Source organism: Mycolicibacterium vulneris (genome assembly GCF_002104765.1).
In the GTDB taxonomy this organism is placed as follows: Bacteria; Actinomycetota; Actinomycetes; order Mycobacteriales; family Mycobacteriaceae; genus Mycobacterium; species Mycobacterium vulneris.
The window spans coordinates 293013-314975 of sequence record NZ_NCXM01000002.1 but is presented as its reverse complement, the minus strand read 5'-3'; the positions used below and the strand labels follow the sequence as shown (position 1 = coordinate 314975).

General features: G+C 69.9%; 1 protein-coding gene (cut by a window edge). It reads right to left on the bottom strand.

Annotation, left to right across the window (positions count from 1 at the left end):
• On the bottom strand, nt 1-21963 hold the 5' portion of the coding sequence (locus tag B8W69_RS03265) for a non-ribosomal peptide synthetase (protein WP_085288542.1). Its footprint begins 9327 nt before the window's first position; 21963 of the gene's 31290 nt are visible here — the first part of the coding sequence; its start codon is at nt 21961-21963; its stop codon lies off the left edge, out of view.

The following is a 21963-nucleotide window of genomic DNA, read 5'->3' as shown; positions in this document are numbered from 1 at the left end:
CGAGCCCGCGGGCCCGACCGTCAAAGGCGTGCTCATCGACGAGAAGATGGCGGCCTCGGTCGGGCCGTAGACGTTGAGCATCGTCCGTCCGGGCGCCCAGCGGTCCACCAGCTCGGGCGGGCAGGGCTCGGCCCCGATCACCAGCGCCGCGGACTCCAGGCCCTGCGGCGACAGCATGCGCACCGCGGACGGGGTCTGGCTCAAGACGGTGACCTTCTCCGCGACCAGCAGAGCGTGGAATTCCATGGGCGAGCGGGCCACCGAATCGGGCACCACGACGAGCCGCCCGCCGTGCAGCAGCGCGCCCCAGATCTCCCACACCGAAAAGTCGAAGGCGTACGAGTGGAACTGGGTCCACACCTGGTCGGCCGACAGCTCGACGCCGACGGCCGGCGCGTCGAACAGCCGGGTCACGTTGTGGTGGCTGACGGCCACACCCTTGGGAACACCTGTGGTGCCCGACGTGTAGATGATGTGCGCGACGTGCGCCGGCGCCGGCGCCGGCAGGGCCGTACGGGGCTGGCGCGCCACGGCGCGGTCGTTGATGTCGACGACGATCAGGTCGTGGGCGTCGAGCTTGTCCGCCAGCTCGGCGACGGTGACCGCGGCCATCGGCGCGGTGTCGGTGAGCATGAAATCGATGCGGGCGGCCGGCAGCGCCGGGTCGATCGGCAGGTAGGCCGCACCGGTTTTCAGCACCGCCAGGATCGCCACGATCGCGTCCGCCGACTTTCCGAACAGCAGGGCGACGGCCTCGCCCGGGCCCACACCACGCTCAATTAGCAAGTGCGCCAACCGGTTCGACTTCTCGTCGAGCTCCCGGTACGACATGGACCGGCCCTCGAAGGTCACCGCCTTGGCCCGCGGGCTGCGCGCGGCCTGCGCGGCGAACAACGCCGGGATCGACGTTTCGGTGCTGGGCTGGGCCAGTACGGCCCGGTCGCTCCACGCGTCCAGCCGGTCGTGTTCGGCGTCGTCGAGCACGTCGATCGACGACAAGCGCCGCGCCGGGTCGGTGGTCATGACGACCAGCAGCCGCCGCAGCCGCTCGATCAGTGTCGCGATCCGTGCCGCGTCGAAGACGTCGGTGTCGTATTCGACCTGCAGGCGCAGTTCCTTGCCGGGCTGAGCCTGCACCGTCAGCGGGTAGTGGGTGGATTCCCGGCTGGTGATGTCGGTGACGGCCAGCTCCTGGTCGGCCGACAATGCGCCGGCGTCGATCGGATAGTTCTCGTACGCGAACAGCGTGTCGAACAGCTGGTCCTGGCCGGTGATGCGGTGAATCTCGTTGAGCGCCAGGTGCTGATGGTCGAGCGTGTGGTTGTACGCGCCCTGCAATTGGTCGAGCAGTTCGGCGGTGGTGGTGGTCGCGGTGATGTTCGCCCGCACCGGCACGGTGTTGATGAGCAGACCGACCATGGTGTCCGCGCCGGCGACCTCGGCGGGCCGGCCCGACACGGTGGTGCCGAACACGACGTCGCCCTGGCCGGTCAGGCCGCACAGCAGTTGCGCGAAGGCGGCCTGCAGCACGGTGTTCACGGTGGTGTGGCGGGAGCGGGCCAGGTCGGTGACGGCCTGGCTGAGTGCGGCCGGCAGCGAGTACGACTCGACGCTCTGCTCTCCGAGCTCCGTGCGGTCCTGCGGACCCACCAACGTCGGGGCGTCGAAGCCGGCGAAGACCTCGGCCCAGGCCGCGCGGGCGGCGTCGAGGTCGCGCTCGGCCAGCCAGTCGACGAAGCCGCGGTAAGACGCGGCCGCCGGCAAGCGCTGGCCGTAGTAGGCGGCGAAGATCTCCCCCAGCAGGATCGGCATCGACCAGCCGTCGAGCACGATGTGGTGGTTGGTCAGCACCAGCCGGTAGCGGTCGGGTGCGGTGCGTACCAGCGCCACCCGATAGGCCGGTTGGTCGGCGAGGTCGCCGCAGACCGCGGCGCGCTCGGCGGCGCACAGCCGCTGAATCCGCGCGTCGGCGCCGGCGTCGTCGTCCAGCTCGAGGTACTGCCAGCCCGCCGCCGGGTCGGCCGGGATGACCTGGACGGGCTCGTCGTACTGGTCGCAGAACCGGGCCACCAGGTTGGGATGGCGCCCGATCATCGTCTGCACCGCGTCGCGCAGCCGGTCGGGATCGAGCGGGCCGGCGATGCTGATGTCCAGCTGGCCCGCGTAGAGGTCCTCGGTCGCGTGTGCGGTGTTGGCGTGGAAGAGCAGGCCCTGCTGGACCGGGGTCAGCGCCAGCACGTCGGCGATGTGGTATTGGCGAGCAAGCTGATCGATCTGCCGCTGGCTCAGGCGGGCGGGCGCGATGTCCGACGGCGTCAGGCCGCCGCCACCGGAGCGCACGTGGGCGCAGATGCCGGCCAGGGCCTCGAACCACAGCCGGCCCAGGCGAGCGACCTGCTCGTCGTTCAGCGCCGACGGCGCCCAGGTCCAGTTGGCGTGCAGCTGCGGGCCGCCCTCGGTCTCGACGGTGACCGCGTTCAGCTCGACGGTGTGCATCAGCCGCATCGGGATCGCGGTCGCCGCGCGGGTGACCGACCAGCCGTCGGGCTCGGGGCGCCACATGTCGTCGGTGAGCTCGGCCGCGCCGCCCTGGCGCCCCAGGTAGTTGAAACCGATCGGCGGCTCCGGGGCGTCCAGGTCGACGTCGGTGTTCAGGTAGCGCAGCAGCCCGTAGCTCAGCGGGTCCGGCAGGGCCCGCAGCTGTTCCTTGGCGTCTTTGAGCACCGCGCCCAGCGCGGCGCCGCCGGAAGTGACCTGTGCCCACGAAACACCTTGCACCGCAAGGGAAACCGGGTATTTGGTGGTGAACCAGCCCACGGTGTGGGACAGGTCGACGTCGCGGCCCAGCTCCTCGTGCCGTCCGTGGCCCTCGACGTCGATGCCGATCGGAGCGCCGGGATCGCCGGTGAATTCCGCGCACGCCAGCCCGAACGCGATCAGCAGAATGTCTTGCACGCCGGCGTGGAACGCCGCCGGAACGTCACCCAGCAGCGCGCCGGTGGTCTCGGCGTCGAGCTCCATGGAGAGGTGTCCGGCGGTGGCGAAGGTGTCCGCGTCGGGACGCACCGCGGGCAACGCCGCGGGTGTGGCCGCCACCCGTTTCCAGGTGTCGGCCTGATCCACCACGTCCGGGTGGTGCGCGTATTCGGCCAGCTGCGACGACCACCGGGCGAACGAGGTGCCCGCCATGGGCAGCGTTATGGGCTGCCCGCTGCGATGCTGAGCCCACGCGATGTTCAAGTCCTGCAACAGAATTCGCCAGGACACGCCGTCGACGGCCAGGTGGTGCACGATCACCACCAGTTGGCGGGTGGCGCTCGCCCACACCGCGCTGAGCATCACGCCGGCGGCCGGGTTCAACCGCGACCGGGCCTCGATAACCGCCTCGTCGGACAGTTCGTCAACCTCGTGCAGGCACGCGCGGGCATCCACCGAGCCGGGCTCGGGCACCGTCAGCGACCAGCCGGCGGCGTCCTTGTCGACGTGCAGCCGCAGCACGGCGTGGCGATCCAGCAGGGCCTGCAGCACCGTGACGACGTCGGCCTCGGTGACCGCGGCGGGGGCCTGCACCAGCATGGTCTGGTTGAACTGATCGACTTGTCCGCCAGCGCTTTCCACGTCCTGCAGCCACCGGATGATCGGGGTGGCCTGCACCGGCCCGAGGCCCTCGTCGGCCACGGCGGATTCGGCGTCCACCACTTCGGCCACCCGGGCCAGCCGGGCCACGCTCTGCTCCACGAAGATGTCGCGCGTCTTGCAAACCAGGCCGGCGGCCCGCGCCCGCGTCACCACCTGCATCGACGAAATGCTGTCGCCGCCAAGGTCGAAGAAGGAGTCGTCGACGCCGACACGCTCGAGGCCGAGCACCTGGGCGAAGATTCCGGCCAGAATTTCTTCAATGGCGTTGTCGGGGGCGCGATACCGGTCCGCGTCCTGATAGTCCGGCGCGGGCAGGGCACCGGTGTCGAGCTTGCCGTTGGGGGTGAGCGGCAGGGCCTGCATCACCACCACGGCGGTCGGGATCATGTAGCCCGGCAGCCGCTCGGCCAGCGCGGCACGCACCGCGGCCGGGTCGGCGCTGCCGGTGACATAACCGACGAGGCGCTTGTCACCGGGGCGGTCCTCGCGGGCCACCACGACGGCCTGCTCGACGCCGTCGACCCACGCCAGCGCCGCGCGCACCTCGCCGAGCTCGATGCGGTAGCCGCGGATCTTGACCTGCTCGTCGGCGCGGCCGAGGTAGTCCAGCTGTCCGTCCGCGCGCCAGCGCACCAGGTCACCGGTGCGGTACATGCGCGCGCCGGGCTCGCCGAACGGGCAGGCCACGAAACGCGATGCGGTCAGGCCGGACCGCTGCCAGTAGCCGCAGGCCACTCCGGCGCCGGCCACGTACAGCTCGCCGACCACGCCGGGGGGCACCGGCCGCAGCCACTCGTCGAGCACGAACGACGCCGCGCCCGGCACCGGGGAGCCGATCGGCACCACGCCCGGTGCTCCCGCCTCCAGCGGCGCGCTGATGGCGGCGTAGACCGTGGCCTCGGTGGGGCCGTAGGCGTTGATCATCACCCCGCCCGGGGCCCACCGGTCCACCAGTTCGGACGGGCAGGCCTCACCGGCGACCACCAGCGTGACCGATTCCAGCCCGGTGGGCGAGAGGGCCCCGGCCGCGGACGGGGTCTGGCTGAGCACACTGACCCGTTCGGCGACCAGCAGTGCGTGCAGGTCTTCTGGTGAGCGCGCGACCGATTCGGGCACCACGACCAGTCGGCCGCCGTGCAGCAGGGAGCCGAAGATCTCCCACACCGAGACGTCGAACGCCAGCGAATGCCATTGCGACCACACGCCGGTGCGCGGCAGTCCCGAGTCGCCGCACGTCAGCAGCTGGGTGACGTTGCGATGCGTGACGGCAACGCCTTTGGGGACACCGGTGGTGCCCGAGGTGTAGATCAGGTAGGCGAGGTTCTCCGGACCCGGCGCCGGCAGCGCGCTGGTGGGCTGGCTGTCGATGGCGGGGTCGTTGACGTCGATGACCTTGACCTCGTGGCCGTCGAACCGCCCGGCCAGCTCCGCGGTGGTGATCGCGGCGATCGGGGCGGCGTCGCCGAGCACGAATCCGATCCGCGACTCGGGCAGCGCCGGGTCGATCGGCAGGTAGGCCGCCCCGGACTTGAGCACGGCCAGGATGGACACGATCGCCTCGGCCGACCGCGAAAACAGCAGCGCCACAGTCTGTCCCGGAGCGGCGCCGTGCCCGGTCAGGCTGTGCGCCAGCCGGTTCGACGCCTCGTCCAGCTCGCGGTAGGTCAGCGAACGGCCGTCGCAGACCAGCGCGACGGCGTCCGGGGTGCGGGCCGCCTGGGCGGCGAACAGCGCGGGGATGGAATCGGTGTGGCTCGCCGATCCGGTCAGCGCGGCGCGGTTGCCGATCTCGTCGAGCCGGGCGTGTTCGGCGTCGTCGAGCAGGTCGACCGCCGAGACCGCCTGTGCGGGATCGGTGGTCATCGCGAGCAGCACGCGCTGCAGCCGGTCGATCAGCGCCTGGATGCTGGCCGCGTCGAAGACGTCGGTGCGGAATTCGACGGTGCCGCCGATGCCGTCGGGCTCACCGCCGTCGGTCCAGCGCTCGCCCAGCGAGAAGGTCAGGTCCATGCGGGCGGTCTGGGTGTCCACCGGCATCGGCGTGACGTGGACGTCGCCCAGGGACAGCCCGGCGGCGGGGCCGCTGTCGTGGCCGGCGAAGTTCTGCCAGGCCAGCATCACCTGCACCAGCGGGTGATGTGTCAGGCTCCGGGTCGGGTTGAGCCGTTCCACCAGCACCTCAAACGGCACGTCCTGGTGCTCGTACGCGGACAGGCTGCGCTGACGCACCTGCGACAGCACCTCGGCGAAGGTGGGGTCGCCGGCGACGTCGACGCGCAACACCAGGGTGTTGACGAAGAAGCCCACCAGCTCGTCGAGCGCGGGGTCGCGCCGGCCGGCGATCGGGAAGCCCACGGCCACATCGGGATTGGCACCGATCTTGGACAACAGCACCGTCAGCGCGGTCTGAACCACCATGAAACTGGTGGCATTGTGCTGGCGGGCCACTTCGCCGACGCGCCGCTGCAGCTCGGTCGGCCAGTCGATTTCGACCGTGGCGCCGCGCTGGTCGGCCACCAGCGGGTAAGGCCGGTCGGTGGGCAGCTGCACCCGCTCGGGCATCCCGGTCAGGGCGTCTTCCCAGTAGGACAGCTGGGCGGCGATGCGGCTGTTGCCGTCGTCCAGGTCGCCGAATTGCGCGCGCTGCCAGAGCGTGTAGTCGACGTACTGCACCGGCAGCGGCGTCCAGTCGGGGCCGCGGCCGGCGGCCCGGCTGGCATACGCCACCCCCAGGTCGCGCACCAGCGGGGTGATGGACATGCCGTCGGCGGCGATGTGGTGCACCACGGCCACCAGCACATGCTGGTCGTCGCGGAGCCGGAAAAGCTGGGCCCGCAACGGAATTTGGGCCGACAGGTCGAAGGTGTAGCGGGCCGTGGCGCCGATCGCCTCTTCCAGCTGGCTTGCCGACCAGCCGCCGGCGTCGACGACCTCCCAGCCGAAATCGGCTTCGTTCGCGGGGATTACCACCTGCTGCGGGGTTCCCTCGGGGGCGGCGAACAGGGTGCGCAGGCTCTCGTGGCGGGCCACGACATCGCCCAGTGCGGCGCCGAGCGCATCGGCATCGAGCCGGCCGTCCAGCCGCAGCGCGGCCGACATGTTGTAAACCGCTGAGGGACCCTGCAATTGGTCGAGGAACCACAACCGGTTCTGCGCGAACGACAGCGGGACGACCACGGGCCGCTCACCGGCCGTCAACGGCTCCAGCCCGGTTCCGCCCTCACCGATCCGGGGCGCCAGCTGGGCCACCGTGGGCGCTTCGAACACGACGCGCACCGCGAGATCGGCTTCCAGGCTCGCGTTGATCGCGGCGATCAGGCGCATGGCGGAGATGCTGTCGCCGCCGAGGTCGAAGAAGGAGTCGTCGACGCCTACAAGCTGGGGCGGTTCGACGCCGAGGATCTCTGCATAGATGCCCGCCAGGATTTCTTCGGTGGGGGTTTCGGGGGCCCGATATTCACCGGCGGTGTATTCCGGTGCCGGCAGGGCGCGGGTGTCCAGTTTGCCGTTGGCGGTCAACGGAAGTGCGTCGAGTGCCATCACCGCGGCCGGGACCATGTAGGCGGGCAACCGTTCGGACAGCGCGGTGCGCACCACGGTCGCGTCGGCGCTGCCGGTGATGTAGCCGACGAGGCGCTTGTCACCGGGACGGTCTTCGCGGGCGATGACGACGGCCTGCTCGACGCCGTCGAGTCCGGCCAGCGCGGACTGGATTTCGCCGAGTTCGATGCGGTAGCCGCGGACCTTGACCTGCTCGTCGGCGCGTCCGAAGTACTGCAGTTGGCTGTCGGCGTTCCACCGCACCAGGTCGCCGGTGCGGTACATGCGGGTGCCGGCTCCGCCGAACGGGCAGGCGACGAACCGCGACGCGGTCAGGCGGGGGCGGCCGACATATCCCGCGGCCACGCCGGATCCGGCGACGTACAGCTCCCCGACGACGCCGGGCGGCACCGGCCGCAACGATTCGTCGAGCACGAACAGCGCCGCCCCCGGCACCGGGGACCCGATCGGCACCGGCCCGTTGGCTGCCGAGCCCGGCGCCAGGGGCGCGCTGATGGTCACACACATGGTGGTCTCGGTCGGTCCGTAGGCGTTGACCATGACCCGGCCGGGTGCCCACTGGTCGACCACCTCGGCCGGGCAGGCCTCGCCGGCCATCACCAGCGACACCGATTCCAGGCCCTCGGGCGAGAGCATCGCCACCGCCGACGGGGTCTGGGTCAACACGCTGACTTCCTGGGCGACCAGGACGTCGTGCAGGTCTTGCGGTGAACGCGCGACGGATTCGGGCACCACGACCAGCCGGCCGCCGCGCAGCAGCGCGCCGAAGATCTCCCACACCGAGACGTCGAACGCCAGCGAGTGGCTTTGCGACCACACCCCCGCCGCCGGCAGGCCGGCGTCCAGCGATCCCAGCAGCTGAGTGACGTTGCGGTGAGTGATGGCAACGCCTTTGGGGACACCGGTGGTGCCCGAGGTGTAGATCAGGTAGGCGACACCGTCCGCCGTCGGCAGCGGCAGCGCCGTTTCGGGCAGGGTGTCGATGCGTCGATCGTCGACGTCGATGACCGACACGTCATACCCGTCGAACCGCCCGGCCAGGTCGGCGGTGGTGACCGCGGCGATCGGCTTGGCGTCACCGAGCATGAACGCGATCCGGGTGTCCGGCGAGGAGGGATCGATCGGCAGGTAGGCCGCCCCGGTCTTGAGCACCGCCAGGATCGACGCGATCGCCTCGGCCGACCGCGAAAACAGCAGCGCCACAGTCTGTCCCGGACCGGCGCCGTACTCCACGAGGCAATGCGCCAACCGGTTCGACGCCTCGTCCAGCTCGCGGTAGGTCACCGAGAGGCCCTCGCACACCAGCGCGACGGCGTCCGGCGCGGCGGCGACCTGGGTGGCGAACAGTTCGGGCACCGACGCGGGTGCGCTCGCCGGCCCGGTCAGAACTCCGTTGTTGCCAAGCTCTTTCAGGCGGGCGTGCTCGGCCTCGTCGAGCAGGTCCACCGACGACAGCAGGTGCGTGGGATCGGCGGTCATCGCCGTCAACACCCGTTGCAGCCGCCCGATCAGCGTCTCGATGGTGGCCGCGTCGAACACGTCGGTGCGGAATTCGACCCGGCCGCCGATGCCGGCGGCCTCGCCGGCGGCGTTCCAGCGCTCGGCGAGTGAGAACACCAGGTCCATGCGGGCCGCCTGGTCCTCGACCGGCACGGAGGTGACCTCGAGGTCGCCCAGCGCCAGACCGGCGGCCGGGTCGTCGTGTCCGGCGAAGTTCTGCCAGGCCAGCATCACCTGCACCAGCGGGTGGTGCGTCAGGCTCCGGGTCGGGTTGACCCGCTCGACCAGCACCTCGAACGGCACGTCCTGGTGCTCGAACGCCGCCAGGCTGCGCGCCTGTACGCGCTCCAGCAGTTCGGCGAAGCTGGGGTCACCGGCCAGGTCGACGCGCAACACCAGGGTGTTGACGAAGAACCCGACCAGCTGGTCGAGGGCGGGGTCGCGCCGCCCGGCGATCGGGAAGCCCACCGCCACATCAGAACTCGCGCCGATCTTGGACAACAGCACCGCCAGGGCGGCCTGCACCACCATGAAGCTGGTCGCGTTGTGCTCGCGGGCCAGTCGGCGCACCTGCTCCTGCAGCTCGGCCGGCCAGTCCACGACCACAGTGTCGCCGCGCTGATCGGCCACCGGCGGGTAGGGCCGATCGGTGGGCAATTGCAGCCGTTCGGGCATTCCGGCCAGCGCCTGCTCCCAATAGGCCAGCTGGGTGCCGATGCGGCTGGCGGTGTCGTCGAGGTCACCGAATTGGGCCCGCTGCCACAGCGTGTAATCGATGTACTGCACCGGCAATTCGGCCCAGCCGGGGGCCTGTCCGGCGCACCGGCTGGTGTAGGCCACGCTTAAATCGGCGCCCAGCGGGGTCAGCGACAGGCCGTCCGCGGCGATGTGGTGCACCACGATCACCAGCACATGCTCGTCCGCAGCGACCGCGAAAAGCCGTGCCCGCATGGGGATTTCGGCTGCCAAGTCGAATGTGTAGCGGGTCGCCGCCTTGATCGCGTCGTCCAGCTGGCCGGCCGACCATGCGGTGGCGTCGACGACGTCCCAGCCGAATTCGGCCCTCTCGATGGGCACCACCACCTGTTGGGGGGTTCCCTCGTGCGCCGGGAACAGGGTGCGCAGGCTTTCGTGGCGGCCCACCACGTCGGCCAGCGCCGCACCGAGGGCCTCGGTGTCGAGCTGCCCGCGCAGCCGCAGCGCGGCCGCCATGTTGTACAGCGGTGAGGGGCCCTGGAATTGGTCGACGAACCACAACCGGTTCTGCGCGAACGACAACGGGACCATCGCGGGCCGCTCGCCGGCCACCAGCGGCTCCAGGCCGCCAGCGCTCTCCGCGACGCGCGGTGCCAGTTGCGCGACGGTGGGCGCCTCGAAGACGACGCGCACCGGAAGGTCGCTTTGCAGTGCGGCGTTGATCGCGGTGACCAGGCGCATGGTGGACAGCGAATCGCCACCCAGGTCGAAGAACGAGTCGTCGACGCCGACACGTTCGACGTTGAGAACCTGGGCGTAGATGCCGGCGAGGATCTCCTCGACCGCGGTGCCCGGGGCGCGGTAGTTGTCGACGGCCCGGTAGTCGGGCGCCGGCAAGGCGCGGGCGTCGAGCTTGCCGTTGACCGTGACGGGCAGCGCGTCCAGCACCACCACCGCGGCCGGGACCATGTAGGCCGGGAGGTGCTCGGCCAGCGCGGCGCGCGCCGCGCCGGGATCCGCCGACCCGGTGACATAACCCACCAGGCGCAAGGCGGCGGGGCTATCCTCGCGGGCGACGACGACGGCCTGCTCGACCCCGTCGAGCGCGGACAGCGCGGCCTGGATTTCGCCGAGTTCGATGCGGTAGCCGCGGATCTTGACCTGCTCGTCGGCGCGGCCGAAGTAGCGCAGCTGTCCGTCCGGGCCCCAGCAGACGAGGTCGCCGGTGCGGTACATGCGGGTGCCGGGTTCGCCGAACGGGCAGGCCATGAACCGCGACGCGGTCAGTCCGGGGCGACGCCAGTACCCGACGCCGACGCCCTGGCCGGCCAGGTACAGCTCGCCCACCACGCCGGCCGGCACCGGGCGCAGCCACTCGTCCAGCACGAAGAACGCCGCCCGGGTCACCGGCGAACCGATCGGGGGGAATCCCGACCCGGCCTGCAGCGGCGTGCTCTTGCAGGCCCACATCGTGGTCTCCGTCGGGCCGTAGACGTTGACCATCACCCGGTCCGGCGCCCACCGGTCGACCAGCTCGGGCGGGCAGGGTTCGGCGCCGATCACCAGCGACGTCCCGTCCAGGCCGTCGGTGGGCAGCAGCCCCACGGCCGAAGGGGTTTGGGTCAGCACCGTGACGCCCTCGCGGACCAGCAGAGCATGGAACTCTTCGGGTGAACGCGACACCGAATCAGGCACGACGACCAGCCGGCCGCCGTGCAGCAGCGCGCCCCAGATCTCCCACACCGAGAAGTCGAAGGCATACGAGTGGAACTGGGTCCACACCTGCTCGGCCGACAGGGCGAAACCGAGGCGCAGGTCGTCGAACAGCTGCGCGACGTTGTGTTGGGTTACCGCAACGCCTTTGGGCACACCGGTGGTGCCGGACGTGTAGATGATGTGGGCCAGGTCGGTGGGCGCCGGTGCGGGCGGCGCGGTGCTGGGCTGCGTCGCGACCGCGGGATCGGCGGCGTCGATGACGATCAGGTCGAAGCCATCGAACTTGCCGGCCAGGTCGGCGGTGGTGACCGCGGCCATCGGGGCGGCATCGGTCAGCATGAACTCGACGCGGGTGGCCGGCAGAGCGGGGTCGATCGGCAGGTACGCCGCCCCGGACTTGAGCACCGCCAGGATCGATACGATCGCCTCGGCCGACCGCGGAAACAGCAGCGCGACAAACTTTCCCGGGCCAGCCCCGCGGTCCACCAGCAGGTGCGCCAACCGGTTGGCGGCCTCGTCGAGCTCCCGGTAGGTCATCGACCGGTCCTCGAATGTCAGCGCCACCGCGTCCGGGGTGTGGGCCGCCTGCGCGGCGAACAAGCCCGCGACCGTTACGGGTTCCATCGGCTCGGCCAGGATGGCCTCGTTGCCCCACTTCGCCAGTTGGGCATGCTCGGTGGTGTCCAGCAGATCCACCGAGGACAGCCGCCGCTCGGGCTCGGCGGTGACGGCGGTCAAGAGCCGCTGCAGCCGCTCGATCATCGCCTGGACGGTGTCCGCGTTGTAGACGTCGGTGCGGTATTCGGCCGTCACGGCGATGCCGGCGCGCTGACCGGACTCAGTGAACCGTTCGGCCAGGGAGAACGTCAGGTCCATGCGGGCGGTGTCGGTGTGCAGAGGCATCGGGGTGACCTGCAGGTCGCCCAGGGCCAGCCCGGCCGCGGGGGTGCTGACCTCCCCGGGGAAGTTCTCCCAGCCCAACAGGACCTGGATCAACGGGTGGTGGGTCATGCTTCGGGTGGGGTTGAGCCGCTCCACCAGCAGTTCGAAGGGCACGTCCTGGTGCTCGAAGGCCGCCAGGCTGCGCCGGCGCACCTGGGCCAGCAGCTCGGCGAAGGTCGGGTCCCCGGCGACGTCGACGCGCAGCACCAGGGTGTTGACGAAGAATCCGATCAGCTCGTCGAGCGCGGGCTCGGGGCGCCCGGCGATCGGGAAGCCCACGGCCACATCGTCACTGGCGCTCATCTTGGACAGCAGCGCGGCGAACGCGGCCTGGATCACCATGAAGCTGGTCGCGTTGTGCTCGCGCGCCACCCGGCGCAGCTGCTGCTGTAGCTCGGCCGGCCAGTCCACCGCCAGCCGGGCGCCGCGGTGGTCGGCGACCGGCGGGTAGGGCCGGTCGGTGGGCAGCTGCAGGCATTCGGGCAACCCGGCCAGGGCGTCTGCCCAGAAGTCGAGCTGCGCGGCGATGCGGCTGCCGCTGTCTTCCACGTCGCCCAGATACGCGCGCTGCCAGAGCGTGTAGTCGACGTACTGCACCGCCAGCGGCGACCAGTCGGGGGCGCGCCCCTCACACCGGCTGGCGTATGCCACGCCCAGGTCACGTGCGAACGGCGTGATCGACCAGCCGTCGGCGGCGATGTGGTGCACCGCGACCACCAGCATGTGTTCGTCGTCGTTGACGGTGAACAGCTCTGTGTGTAAAGGACTTTCGCTCGACAGGTCGAACGCGTACTGAGCCGCTGCCGCCATGCGCTCACGCACCCGGTCCTCCGGCCAGCCACGGGCATCGATGATCTGGCAGGCGAAGCCGATCTGCTCGGCGGGAACCACCACCTGCTGTGGGACTCCGTCGGCTGCCGCGAACACCGTGCGCAGGCTCTCGTGGCGGCCGACCACATCGGCCAGCGCCGCGGCCAGCGCGTCCGCGTCAAGCTCACCGCGCAGCCGCAATGCAACGGTGACGTTGTAAATCGGTGAGGGCCCTTGGAATTGGTCGATGAACCACAGTCGCGTCTGGGCGAACGACAGCGGAATGACCGCGGGCCGCTCCCCCGCCACCAAGGGCTCCGGCCGATCGCCGTCGCCGCTTGCCAGGAGCGCCAGCTCGGCCGCTGTAGGCGCCTCGAACACGGCGCGCACGCTGAGATCCGAGTTCATGCTGGTGTTCACGGCGGCGATCAAGCGCATCGCCGACAGGGAATCGCCACCCAGGTCGAAGAACGAGTCGTCGACGCCCACCCGCTCCAGGCCGAGCACCTGGGCGTAGATGCCCACCAGGATCTCCTCGGCCGCGGTGGCCGGGGCGCGATAACGGTCCACGTCCTGGTATTCCGGTTCCGGCAGGGCCTTGCGGTCGAGCTTGCCCGATGAGGTCATCGGGAATTCCTCCAGCGCCACGATGTGCGCCGGCACCATGTATTCCGGCAGCCACGCGCTCAGCCGCTCGCGCACCTCGCCGATCTTGGTGTTGGTCCGCGGGTCGTTGGCGTGGCTGGTGCGCCGCCGAATCCCGGTGGGCGGCAAGTAGAGATCCGTGAGGGGCGTGGTGTCGGCGGCATCGACGAAAACGGCACTCAGAGTACCGGATTGGGCGCCCCAGGTCACCGCGACGCGATATCCGAGTGACTCGCCGATGCGGTGCACCTCTTCGGCGACGGCGGTGTCGGAGACGGAGTCGGCTTGGGCGAGCGCGTCGGCCACGGGTTGCCCCTCGGCGAGCGCCGCTTCGACGCGGACGTCGGCGATGACGCCGGCGTGCGGGATGTCGGTGACGCGGACGACGGCGGGCCGTTGGGACGCCAGCACGTCGCGCAGCCCGGCCAAGCCCGCGCATTCGGTCCACGACCAGGTGGGTGCGTCGGCGACGGACCGCACGGGTGCCGGCGCTTTGCGGATGACGACGTCGTAGCGGTACCGGTTCAGTTCGTTGTCGGCGAATCCACGTTTGACTTGGATATCGACGCCACCGGCCGACGGGCAGTTGACAGCCCAGGTGGTGAAAAACTCGGGGGCCAAGAGCAATTCGGTCTCACCGAGCATGGCATGGCGCACCCGCTTGCGGAGTTCGGCGGCCTCGGTGGCGGCGGTGCCGCCGCGGGCCAGCGCGATCGCGGTCTGGAACCCGCCCTGCAGGCTGTGGTTGCGGACGTCACCGACGAACACGGCCCCGCCGGGGGCCAGCAGCTCCATGGCGTTATCGATGACCTCGGCCAGGTATCCCGCGTTGGGGAAGTACTGAACGACCGAGTTCAAGATGATCGTGTCGAAGTGACCGCGCGGCAGCCCGTCGGTGACGTGGGCCGGTTGGGTTCGCAGCTCAACCCGGTCGCGCCACGGCAACTGCAGCCGCTCCATCGAATGGGCCAGGTTCTCGATCGCCACCGGCGAGAAATCGGTGGCCACATACTCATCGCACTGGGGGGCGATCTGCGACAGCAGCAACCCTGAGCCCGCACCGATCTCGAGGACACGCCGCGGCTGCAGGGCGGTGATCCGGTCCACGGTGGCGGCGCGCCACTCGACCATCTCCTCGCGCGGGATGGCGTCGCCGGTGTAGCTGCTGTTCCAGCCGCGGAAGTCCTCGCCGAAGCCGGACTCGAGGTCGGCGCCGTAGAGGTCGTCGTAAAGGTGTTGCCACTCTTCGACGTTGTCCTCGTCATGGTCGGCGCTGATGGTGTGGTCGAGCGTGACGTAGGCGACCAGGTGGGAACCGGCGCCGCCGTCGCGCACCGTGACGGCGGCCTGAGTGACCTGCGGGCAGGCCAGCAAGGTGTTCTCGATCTCGCCGAGCTCGATGCGCTGGCCGCGCAGCTTGATCTGGCTGTCGGCGCGACCGACGAAGTCCAAGTCACCCTCGCGCGTCCAGCGCACCAGGTCGCCGGTGCGGTACATCCGCTCACCTGGAGCGCCAAATGGGTTGGCCACGAATCGTTCCGCGGTCAGGTCCACCCGCCCCAGGTAGCCGTGCCCCAGTGCCGGCCCGCTCACATACAAATCGCCCACCACGCCGACCGGAACCGGCTTCAGCCAGGCGTCGAGCACGACCGCGCACACCCCCGGAAGTGGGGTGCCGATGCGAACCGGGCCGTCGGCCGACAGCGGCGCGCTGGAGGTGACCCACACGGTGGTCTCGCTCGGGCCGTAGACGTTGAACATCCGCCGCCCGGGCGCCCAGGCCGCGACCAGTTCCTTGGGGCAGGCCTCGCCCCCGATCATCAGCTTGTCGAAGCCGGGCAGCCGGGCGCGATCCAGCGACGACAGCACCGTCGGGGTCAGGAATGCCGCGTTGACCCGCTGGCTCTGCAGCAAGGCGGTCAGCGGCTCGCCGGCGTACACCTGTGGCGGTGCCACCACCAGCGCGGCCCCCGACGCGGCGGCCATCGACATTTCGCCGACCGACGCGTCGAAGGTCGGCGAGGCCACCATCAACACCCGCGTGTCGGTGTTCAAGCCACACGACTTGCATTGCGCCGCAGCCCATCCCAGCAGACCGGCATGGCTCACCAGCACACCCTTGGGCGTGCCGGTGGAGCCCGATGTGAAGATCACGTAGGCGGAGTTGTGCGCGGTCAGGGGTGCCAGACGGTCGGCATCGGTGATCGCCGCGGCGCTGTGCGCGGACACGTCCAGCCCGTCTATCCGCACGACCGGGCGCGACCCGGCGCCGGCGACCTCGTCGGTGCCACGCGTCAGCACGCACACCGCGTCAACGGAGTTCAGCACGGAGGCGACGCGGTCGACCGGATGGTCGAGGTCCACCGGGGCGTGGATGCCGCCGGCCTTGACCACGGCCCACCACGCGACCACCAGTTCGGTGCACCGGCCCATCGCCACGCCGACGGCGCGCTCGGGACCGACGCCCGCGTCGATCAGCTTGCGCGCCAGCCGCGTCGACCATTCGTCGAGTTCGCGGTACGACAATTCCCGATCACCGTCGACCACCGCGGTCGCATCCGGGGCGGTCGCCAGAGCGGTGGCCAACAGCTGCGGCGCCACGCCGATCGGCCCGGTGACACCGGCGCCCGACAACTGCGAGAGCACCAGCTCGCGCTCATTGCGAGCCAGCAGCTCGACCGTCGACAGGCGCTGGGTGGGATCGGTGGTCATCGCCACCAGTACGTGCTGGAATCGGTCCAGCAGCGAGGCGATTCCGGCGGTGTCGAACACCTCGGCGTCGTATTCGACGTGCAGGCCGAGCTCGCTGCCGGGCAGCGCCTCCACTGTCAGTGGGTAGTGGTTGTACTCGCGGTTGGTGATCTCGGCGATGGCCAGCCCGTCGGCGCCCAGGGTCATGCCGTCTTCGACAGGGTAGTTCTCGTACACGAACAGCGTGTCGAAGAGTTGGTCGTGACCGGTGACGCGGTGAATCTCGCTGAGCGCCAGATGCTGATGCTCGAGCGCGTCGTTGTGGCTGTTCTGCAACTGGGCCAGCAGCTCCGCGGTGGTGGTCGTCGGGCTGATGTTGGCCCGGACCGGCACCGTGTTGATCAGCAATCCCACCATCGATTCGGCGTCGTCGACCTCCAGTTGGCCGACGCGGGACCGCGGGGTGCCGAAGACGACGTCGTGCTGACCGGTCAACGACGTCAGCACCACCGCCCATGCGGCCTGCAGAACGGTGCTGACCGTGGTGTGGCAGGAGCGCGCCAGCTCGGTGAGCGCCTTGGTGGTTTGCTCAGGCACGCAAGACTTTTCGAAGCCGCGGCTGCCCTGTCCCAATCGGCCGTCCGGCGCGACCAGGCTGGGGGTTTCGAAGCCGTGCAGCACCTCACCCCAGGCCTCGCGGGCGGCATCGAGGTCGCGAGCGGCCAGCCAGGTGAGGAACGCCCGGTAGGAACCGGCGGCGGGCAGCCGCTCGCCGTAGTAGCTGGTGAAAATCTCGCGCAGCAGGATCGGCAGCGACCAGCCGTCGAGCAGGATGTGGTGATTGGTCAGCAGGAACCGGTGCCGGCGGTCCGCGGTGCGGATCAGCGCCACCCGGAACGCCGGCTGGCCGGCGAGGTCGCGCACCGCGGTGCGCTCGGAAACGCACAGCTGCTCGATCAGCTGGCCTGCTTCGGCCTCGTCGGTGTCGCCGAGATCGAGATATCGCCACGCGACGACGGGATCGGCGGGGATGATCTGCACCGGCTCGTCGTATTGCTCGCAGAACAGGGCCGCCAGGTGCGGGTGCCGGTTGACGACGGTGTGCACCGCATCGCGCAGGCGGTCGGGTTCCAGCGGTCCGGTGAGCGTGAAATCCAGTTGCACCGCGTACATATCGTCGCTGCCCTGCGCGGTGCTGGAGTGGAACAGCAACCCCTGCTGCAGAGGGGTCAACGGCAGGATGTCGGCGATGTCGTGCTGCCGTTGCAGCTCGTCGATCTGCTGCTGGCTCAGGCGGGCCGGCGCGATGTCCGACGGGGTCAATCCGCCCCCACCGGCACGCACGTGCGCGCACACGCCGGCCAGCGCCTCGAACCACAGCCGGCTCAGCCGGGTGATCTGGCTTGCGTCGAGAACCGAAGTCGCCCAAGTCCATTCGGCATGCAGGTGTGGACCGGTGGCGGTGTCGATAGTGCCGGCGTTGAGCTCGACGGTGTGCATCAGCGGCATGGGCACCGCCGCGGCGGCGCCGATCAGGGACAGTCCCTCCTGGCTGATCCGCCACCCCTCCCCCGCCGGATCGGAAGCTGCGCCTTGACGTCCCAGGTAGTTGAAGGCGATCGACGGGTCGGGCCCGGTCAGCTCGACCTCGTTGTTGAGATAGCGCAGCAGCCCATAGGTCAGCGGATCCGGCAGGGCCCGCAGTTGCTCCTTGGCGTGTTTGATCACCGGGCCCAGCGCCGGGTCGCCGGCCGTCACCTGCGCCCAGCTCAGCCCGGCCACGCCCAGCGACACCGGGTACTTGGTGGTGAACCAGCCGACGGTGCGGGACAGGTCGACATCCGAGGCGAGTTCCTCGTGGCGCCCGTGGCCCTCGACGTCGATGCCGATCGAATCGGCTGCCTCACCCAGGAATTCGGCCCAGGCCAGGCCGAACGCGATCAACAGGACGTCCTGGATGCCGGCGTGGAACGCGGTGGGCACGTCGCCGATCAGCGCCCCGGTGGTCTCGGCATCGAGATGCAGCGACAAGCGCCCGGCGGAGGCGTAGGTATCCAGCTCGGGGTCGGCCGCGGGCAGGGCGGCGGGAGTCGCCGCCACCTTCTTCCAGGCGCCCAGCTGGCTCACGACGTTGGGGCGGTGGGCGTGGTCGGCCAGCAGCGTCGCCCACCGGGCGAAGGACGTGCCCGTCGGTGGCAGCTCCACCGGTTGCCCCGCGCTCTGCAGCGCCCAGGCAATGTTGAGGTCCTCCAACAGGATCCACCACGACACCGCGTCGACGGCCAGGTGGTGGATGATCACCGTCAGCTGGCCGGTGGACTCGAGCCACAGGGCGCTCAGCATCGCCCCGGCGGCCGGGTTCAACCGCGACCGCGCTTCCAGCAGCACCTTGTCGTTCAATTCATCCACCGATTGCAGGCAATCGGCGGCCCGCACCGACCCCGGCTCGGGCACCTGGAGAGACCAGCCGCCGGCTTCGTCGTCGTCGACCCGCAGCCGCAGCATGGCGTGCCGATCCACCAAGGCTTGCAACACGATTGCCACGTCGGCCTCGGTCACCCCGGCGGGGGCCTGAACCATCACGGTCTGGTTGAACTCGTCGATCGGACCGCCGGTGCTTTCGATGCCCTGCAGCCACCGCATGATCGGGGTGGCCAGCACCGGGCCGACACCCTCGTCGCTTTCACCGGCTGCCCCGTCGGCGACCCCGGCCACCCGGGCCAGCCGGGCCACGGTCTGTTCGACGAACACGTCTCGCGGCCGGCACGTCAGGCCGGCGGCGCGCGCCCGCGCCACCACTTGCAGCGACAGGATGCTGTCGCCGCCGAGCTCGAAGAACGACTCGTCGACACCGACGCGGTCCACACCGAGCACCTCGGCGTAGATGCCGGCCAGAATCTCCTCGACGGCGTTGCCCGGGGCGCGATACTCGCGCGCGGTGTACTCGGGTGCCGGCAGCGCGCGGGTGTCCAGCTTGCCGTTGACCGTCAGGGGCAGCGCATCGAGCGCCACGACCGCGGTCGGCACCATGTGGGTCGGGAGTCGGTCGGCCAGCGCGGCGCGCGCCTCGGCCGGGTCGGCGGTCCCGGTGACGTAACCGACCAGACGTTTGTCGCCCGGACGGTCTTCGCGGACGATCGCCACGGCCTGGTCGACACCGTCGAGTGCGGCCAGCGCGGCCTGGACCTCGCCGAGTTCGATGCGGTACCCGCGGATTTTGACCTGCTCGTCGGCGCGGCCCAGATACTGCAGTTGGCCATCGGGGCCCCAGGACGCGAGGTCGCCGGTGCGGTACATGCGTGCGCCCGGCTCGCCGAACGGGCACGCCACGAACCGCGTCGCCGTCAGCCCGGATCGGCCGACATAGCCGCCGGCCACTCCGGCGCCGGCCACGTACAGCTCGCCGACCACTCCGGGTGGTAGCGGTCGCAGCCAGCCGTCGAGGACGAACAGGGCCGCGCCGGGCACCGGGGAACCGATGGGCGGCACGCCGGATCCCGCCACCAGCGGCGCACTGATCGCGACACACATGGTCGTCTCGGTGGGGCCGTAGGCATTGACCATCAGCCGTCCGGGCGCCCACTGGTCGACCACCTCGGGCGGGCAGGCCTCGCCGACCACCGCCAGTGACACGGACTCCAGGCCCTCGGGCGACAGCATCGCGACCGCCGACGGCGTCTGGGTCAGGACGCTGACTTCCTCGGCCACCAGGACGTCGTGGAGTTCTTCGGGCGATCGGGTTATGTCCTCAGGCACCACCACCACGCGTCCGCCGCGCAGCAGCGCGCCGAAGATCTCCCACACCGACACATCGAATGCGTACGAATGACACTGCGACCACACCCCCTCGGCCGGCAGGCCCGCATCCAGCGAGCTCATCAGCTGAGTGACGTTGCGATGAGTAACCGCAACGCCTTTGGGCACACCGGTGGTCCCCGAGGTGTAGATCAGGTAGGCGATATCGGCAGGATTCGGCATGGGCAGTGCCGTGGCGGGCTGGGCATCGATGCCAGGATCGGCGGCGTCGATCACGGTCAGGCCGTGGCCGTCGAACCGATCAGCCAGATCCCCGACCGTCACCGCGGCGACCGGCCGGGCATCGGCAAGCATGAATTCGATCCGCGCCTTGGGCGACGAGGGATCGACGGGCAGATACGCGGCCCCGGTCTTGAGCACCGCCAGGATCGACGCGACGGCCTCGGTGGACCTCGAAAACAGCAGCGCCACAGTCTGTCCCGGGCTGGCGCCGAGGGTCAGCAGGCGATGCGCCAGCCGGTTCGACGCCTCGTCCAGCTCCCGGTAGGTCACCGATACGCCCTCGCACACCAGTGCCACGGCGTCGGGCACGCGGGCCACCTGCGTGGCGAACAACTCCGGCACCGACATCGGCGAATCCACCGGCTCGGTCAAAACCGCGGTGTTTCCAACCTCTTCCAGGCGGGCATGCTCATCTGCATGCAGCACGTCCAACGACGACAGGTGCCCTTCGGGATGGGCCACCATCGCCGCCAGGATCCGCTGCAGCCGCTCCCGCAGGTCCGAAACGTCGAAGTTCGAGAACGGTTGCCCGGTACCGACGGTGCTCAGGAACTGCTGGTCGCCGAATCCAAGGAAGAACAGCCCGAAGTGGCCCACCGGGCCATAGCTGGTGTATTTCGCCGTGGCTGGCACGCCGCCGAGACTGAGCGTGAGGCGGGCCGGGACGAAGTTGACGACGACGCGGTTGGGCGCCTGCCTCGGACCGCTGAAGTCGCCTTCGCCGTCGAGTGTGCGTGTTGGAAATTGCTGGTGCCGCAACGCTTCTCGTGATCGTGTGTCGACGTGCTGGCAGAACTCGGCGAACGTCGTGTCCGGCGCGGCGTTCAACACAAGTGGCACAACCCCGGCAAGCATGCCGGGATGGGTCTTCGACTCCGGATCGACTCGCCGGCTGACCGGGAAGTCGAGCACGACCTCGTCCGAGCCGTCGGCGGACCAGCCGCGCACCAGAAGTGCGCAGGCGGCCGTCAGAACCGATGACCGACGGACGCCCAGCGCCTTGGAGAGCTCTTTGAGCTTGCCGACCACCGACTGATCCAGTTGCACTGGCGGAGAGGGTGAATACGGGTCGCGGCCATCGTCGGCCGCGGTCGTCGGGTAGGCCGCCCCGTCGCCCTGGGGGCGGTGTGCGGTCCAATATTCTTGGTCCTCAGAGAATTTGGGCGATGCCTCGTATTCCAACTCGCCACTGACGAGGTCGTGCAGCGAGCCGAAGAAGGCGGGCGGAATCGGTTTCCCGGAGGCGAGCGCGGAGTAAATGGCCGCGATCCGCCGACCGATCAGCGCAATGCCCATCCCGTCGATGGCGATGTGGTGGCAGGTCGTGAACCAGTAGTACTCGTCGGGAGCTGTCCGGAATAACGCGAACTTGATCATCGGGCCGGTGAGCGGCATCGGCGTGTTCTGAATCGATGCAGCCGTTTCACGAACTTCCCGCTCGGGATCACGTGACTCGGTCAGGTCGTAAAAGACAAGGTCGACGTCGTCGTATTCGACGACCCTCTGGAAGACCTGGCCATCGACCTCGAAGAACGAAGCCCTTAGGCTCTCAGCCTCATTCAGCATGTGTCGCATAGCTTGATGCAACAAATTGGTGTCTATTGCGCCCTCAATGTGTACGAGCACACCCAACTGCCAGGCCACATCGAAGTGGCCAGTCTGCTGCGCCAGCCAGATATCCAGTTGACCCCGCGTTACAGAAAGTGCCCGGTCAGCACGCTCCAC